The organism is Streptomyces sp. CBMA123, assembly GCF_014596465.1.
Taxonomy (GTDB): Bacteria; Actinomycetota; Actinomycetes; order Streptomycetales; family Streptomycetaceae; genus Kitasatospora.
In genome coordinates this window covers 1-3,996 of sequence record NZ_MECK01000373.1, presented here as the reverse complement: position 1 = coordinate 3,996, position 3,996 = coordinate 1, and the positions used below count along the sequence as shown (strand labels likewise).

Annotated in this window: 4 protein-coding genes and 2 pseudogenes; 5 read left to right on the top strand and 1 reads right to left on the bottom strand. The window is 69.4% G+C overall.

Going from position 1 to position 3,996, the window contains the following annotated elements; all coding sequences use genetic code 11:
• Together BG452_RS48220 and prfB are read left to right on the top strand one after the other, a co-directional pair.
• A pseudogene (locus BG452_RS48220) lies at positions 1 to 225 on the top strand (hypothetical protein); the annotation flags it as partial.
• A 57-nt stretch (positions 226 to 282) separates the two neighbouring features.
• The gene (gene prfB, locus BG452_RS30985; protein WP_188307675.1) at positions 283 to 1,395 is read left to right on the top strand and encodes a peptide chain release factor 2; all 1,113 of its coding nucleotides are present in this window, start codon (positions 283 to 285) and stop codon (positions 1,393 to 1,395) included.
• Between the two features lie 64 nt (positions 1,396 to 1,459).
• Here prfB and BG452_RS30980 read toward each other — a convergent pair whose 3' ends face one another.
• Positions 1,460 to 1,654 carry a hypothetical protein gene (locus BG452_RS30980; RefSeq protein ID WP_188307674.1) on the bottom strand — a complete coding sequence of 65 codons (195 nt, stop codon included), beginning with the start codon at positions 1,652 to 1,654 and terminating at the stop codon, positions 1,460 to 1,462.
• Positions 1,655 to 2,021: 367 nt separating this feature from the next.
• On the opposite strand from BG452_RS30980, the gene ftsE reads away from it, so the two are divergent.
• The 3 genes and pseudogenes from ftsE to BG452_RS30965 form a co-directional block, all read left to right on the top strand.
• Positions 2,022 to 2,711, top strand: coding sequence for a cell division ATP-binding protein FtsE (gene ftsE, locus BG452_RS30975; protein ID WP_188307673.1), 690 nt, complete (start codon positions 2,022 to 2,024; stop codon positions 2,709 to 2,711).
• 77 nt (positions 2,712 to 2,788) lie between these two features.
• Positions 2,789 to 3,700, top strand: a complete 912-nt coding sequence (ftsX, locus tag BG452_RS30970; protein ID WP_188307672.1) for a permease-like cell division protein FtsX — start codon at positions 2,789 to 2,791, stop codon at positions 3,698 to 3,700.
• Between the two features lie 113 nt (positions 3,701 to 3,813).
• A pseudogene (locus tag BG452_RS30965) lies at positions 3,814 to 3,996 on the top strand (hypothetical protein); the annotation flags it as partial.

Genomic DNA, 3,996 nt, shown 5'->3' with positions numbered 1-3,996 from the left:
GCCGCGCCCGCGCTGGCCATCGCCTTCTGGCGCAACGTCATGTCGGTGGGCGCCCTGGGCCCGTACGCGCTGCTGCGCCACCGGGCCGAACTGCGCGGCATCGGGCGACGGGCGCTGCTGCTGGCGGGCGCCGCCGCGGCCTGGACGGCCTTCGCGGCCACCGAGCCGGGCGGCGGCCACCCGTCCCGTCCGGCCGTGCACGGCACCGCCCCGCGGGCGCCCTGAGACCGGGGGAGCCGGGGGTGTCGTCATGACCACCCCCGGAACCATTACGCTGGGGGCGTGGCAGCCGTCGATCCTTCCGAAGAGCTCAAGAACCTCGATACGACCATGGGGTCGATCGAGGCCGTCCTCGACCTGGACAAGATCCGGGCCGACATCGCGGTCCTGGAGGAGGAGGCAGCCGCCCCCAGCCTGTGGGACGACGTCGCGAACGCGCAGAAGGTGACCAGCCGGCTCTCCTTCCTCCAGGGCGAACTGCGCCGCGTCGAGGGCCTGCGCAGCCGCATCGACGACCTGGGCGTGCTGTTCGAGCTCGCCGAGGCCGAGAACGACGCGGACACCCGCACCGAGGCCGAGGCCGAGCTGGTCTCGCTGCAGAAGGCCGTCGAGGAGCTGGAGGTCCGCACCCTCCTCTCCGGCGAGTACGACTCCCGCGAGGCCCTGATCAACATCCGCGCCGAGGCCGGTGGCGTGGACGCCGCCGACTTCGCCGAGCAGCTGATGCGCATGTACCTGCGCTGGGCCGAGCGGCACGGGTACCCCACCGAGGTGTACGACACCTCGTACGCCGAAGAGGCCGGCATCAAGTCCGCGACCTTCACCGTGAAGGCGCCGTACGCCTACGGCACCCTCTCGGTCGAGCAGGGCACCCACCGCCTGGTCCGCATCTCGCCGTTCGACAACCAGGGCCGCCGGCAGACCTCCTTCGCCGGTGTCGAGGTGCTCCCGGTCGTCGAGCAGTCCGACCACGTCGACATCGACGAGGGCGAACTGCGGATCGACGTCTACCGCGCCTCCGGCCCCGGAGGCCAGGGCGTCAACACCACCGACTCGGCGGTGCGCATCACGCACCTCCCGACCGGCATCGTGGTCTCCTGCCAGAACGAGCGCTCGCAGATCCAGAACAAGGCGTCCGCGATGAACGTCCTCCAGGCCAAGCTGCTCGAGCGGCGCCGCCAGGAGGAGAAGGCCATGATGGACGCGCTCAAGGACAGCGGCAGCTCCTGGGGCAACCAGATGCGCTCCTACGTCCTGCACCCGTACCAGATGGTCAAGGACGTCCGCACCGCGTACGAGGCGGGCAACCCGCAGGCCGTCCTGGACGGCGACATCGACGGCTTCATCGAGGCCGGGATCCGCTGGCGCAAGCAGCGCGAGACCAGCGCCGAGTAAGCACCCGGACACGCAGAAGGCCCCCGACCGCAGTGGTCGGGGGCCTTCGTCGCACCTCGGGGTCTCAGCCCAGCGCCTGCCGCGCGATCAGCACCACCGCGAGCAGCCCGGCCAGCAGGGCCAGCAGCATCGCGGGGGAGAGCGTGGCGAACGGCCCCTGCTGCTCCTGCAGCCGGGCCCGGTTGGCGCGGCACACCGGGCAACGCCCGTCGCTGACGCGGCCGTTGCAGTTGGCGCACACCAGATGGTCGCACGTCATGCGATCTCCTCCTCGCTGCTACAGCCAACGCACCGGACGGGGCTTTGGTTCCCTCTTCGTACCTGTACGGGGGAGTCTGCCCTGTACGGGGGAGCGACCGGACACGGTCGCCACCTCCACTCTGCCAGGTTCTGGCGCTTCCGGCTCCCGGGCTGTGAGATGGCTCCCAATTATCGGGGCACAGCCGGACATTCTCCCCCAGATTCCGGAGCCCGTCCTGGGCCGCCCCTGCGGACCGGTCGCCGGTTCGCGTATGGTCCCAGACCGGGAGCGGCCCTCCGCGCTCCCTTCGCCCGCCCTGGACCGGGCCTCCGGGGCGGATCGACCGAGGACTGGCGCCGCCTAGGATGGCCTCCGTGATGCAGCCGTGATCAGATTCGACAACGTCTCCAAGACCTATCCCAAGCAGAACCGTCCCGCCCTGGACAACGTCTCGCTGGAGATCGAGAAGGGTGAGTTCGTCTTCCTGGTCGGCTCGTCCGGCTCGGGCAAGTCCACCTTCCTGCGCCTGTGCCTGCGGGAGGAACGTCCCTCCACCGGCGCGGTGCACGTGCTGGGCAAGGACCTCGGCAAGCTGTCCAACTGGAAGGTGCCGCACATGCGCCGCCAGCTGGGCACCGTCTTCCAGGACTTCCGTCTGCTGCCGAACAAGACGGTCGCGCAGAACGTCGCCTTCGCGCTGGAGGTGATCGGCAAGCCCAAGAGCGCCATCGGCAAGGTGGTGCCCGAGGTGCTGGAGCTGGTCGGCCTCGGCGGCAAGGAGGACCGCATGCCGGGCGAGCTGTCCGGTGGTGAGCAGCAGCGCGTCGCGATCGCGCGGGCGTTCGTGAACCGTCCGATGCTCCTCATCGCGGACGAGCCCACCGGCAACCTCGACCCGCAGAACTCGGTCGGCATCATGAAGCTGCTCGACCGGATCAACCGCACCGGTACCACGGTGCTGATGGCCACCCACGACCAGGCCATCGTCGACCAGATGCGCAAGCGAGTCATCGAGCTCGACAAGGGGCTGCTCGTCCGCGACCAGGCCCGCGGCGTCTACGGATACCAGCACTGACCGACCAGCGCTGAGCCGTAGGGCCGCCGGCCCGGCCCGTCCGACCGCGCAGTACCGACCCTGGAGTTGTTTCCCGCATGCGTGCCCAGTTCGTCCTGTCGGAGATCGGTGTGGGTCTCCGACGCAACCTGACCATGACCATCGCGGTCGTGGTCAGCGTCGCGCTCTCCCTCGCCCTCGCCGGTTCCTCGCTCCTGGTCCGCGACCAGGTGAACTCCATGAAGGGGTACTGGTACGACAAGGTCGAGGTGAGCATCTACTTCTGCACCAAGGCGGATGCCCGCAACTCGCCGCAGTGCGACAAGGGCGCGGCCACCGACCAGCAGGTCCAGGACATCAAGGACCAGCTGGACAAGATGAGTTCGGTGGTCCAGTCCTCCACGTACGAGAGCTCCGCGGAGGCGTACAAGCACTGGAAGGACATGAACCCGGACAACCCGCTCATCTCCGTCCTGGGCCCGGACGCGATGCCGCAGTCCTGGCGGGTGAAGCTCAACGACCCGACCAAGTACGACGTCATCCAGAGCGCGTTCGCGGGCAAGCCCGGCGTCAAGTCGGTCGAGGACCAGCGGAAGATCCTGGAGAACCTGTTCGGCCTGCTCAACGGCCTGCAGACGGCGGCGTTCGTGATCATGGTGCTGATGCTCTTCGTGGCGTTGCTGCTGATCGTCAACACCGTCCGGGTGTCGGCGTACAGCAGGCGGCGCGAGACCGGCATCATGCGCCTGGTCGGTGCGTCGAACTTCTACGTCCAGATGCCGTTCATCGCCGAGGCCGCGTTCTCCGCGCTGCTCGGTGCGGCGCTGGCCTCCGGTCTGCTGATCGGCGGGCACTTCTTCGTCCAGAACTGGCTGGCCGACCGGGTGCAGTTCATCCACTTCATCGGCCTCGGCTCGGTGCTGGCGGTGATCCCGCTGCTGGTCGTGGTCGGTATGGGCATGGCCGGTGTCGCGGCGTTCTTCACCCTGCGCAAGTACCTCAAGGTCTGATCCCCGCAGGTTCCTTCGGCCCCGTACGGCACTGCGCCGTACGGGGCCGTCGCCGTTCCGCGCTCTGCCGTTCCGGCCCGCCGCCCGCGGCGCGGTGTCTACACTCCGGTGCCATGCTGCAAACTCCGCGCGGGGCGCGTCAGGTGGCCGCCCTCGGCCTGGTGTTCGGCGCCGTGCTGCTGGCCGGACTCCTGCCGGAGAAGGACGCGGTGTTCGTCGCCGCCGCCTTCGTCGCCACCGCCGGCGCGCTCGCCACCTTCACCGCCGTGCTGATGCCCGGCACCCCGGCCGGGAAC

Excerpts from the sequence above, each read along its gene's own strand:
- BG452_RS30980 (WP_188307674.1), bottom strand. The coding sequence starts at position 1,654 with ATGACGTGCGACCATCTGGTGTGCGCCAACTGCAACGGCCGCGTCAGC.
- ftsX (WP_188307672.1), top strand. The coding sequence starts at position 2,789 with ATGCGTGCCCAGTTCGTCCTGTCGGAGATCGGTGTGGGTCTCCGACGC.